The sequence below is a fragment of the Oleiphilus sp. HI0123 genome, assembly GCF_001635315.1.
This window is the reverse complement of the sequence record NZ_LWGE01000718.1, coordinates 1-512: the sequence shown is the minus strand read 5'-3', so window position 1 is coordinate 512 and position 512 is coordinate 1. Positions and strand designations below refer to the sequence as shown.

General features: G+C 44.1%; 1 protein-coding gene. It reads right to left on the bottom strand.

The annotated features are described in order from the left end of the window. Positions 1-334 (bottom strand): hypothetical protein (locus A3761_RS06405; RefSeq protein WP_156491676.1); only part of this gene is annotated, 334 nt, incomplete at its 3' end. Positions 335-512 lie beyond the last annotated feature (178 nt).

Genomic DNA, 512 nt, shown 5'->3' with positions numbered 1-512 from the left:
CACCATCAATTGTATTGATGTTCAGTTCACCGATATCAGGTTCGGTTGGAAGATCTACACGCCAGTTTGCGTAATTATCATCACTCGTAACTGGTTCACCATTTACTGTGACGCTTTCGATACCACTATGCTCATCATAACTGGAGCCGCTAATTGTCACCACTGAGTTAGTCGTTGTTCTACTGTAGGTAGGTGATGTGAGCGTTGTTGTTGGCTCCGCTTTATCTCCACCGGAGTTACTACCTCCATCACAGCCAAACAAGGAGAGCGCCATTATCGGCAGGCTCACCTGTAGAGAGCGTTTAAAATTGATTCCATTAAGCAACTTGTTCATATCTATATTCTTTAGCCGGGATATCTGATTGGTTGGCACCAAGCTCGATTTTAGCGCTTGGTGCCTTTGCACAATAAACTTAGTACAGTGCTAACTATTGGATTATCGTTTCAAGAGCCCAGGTGTTTAGCGTTCCTGAGTTGGTGATCGTTGCTTTATCCTCTACTTTGAGTGTCCA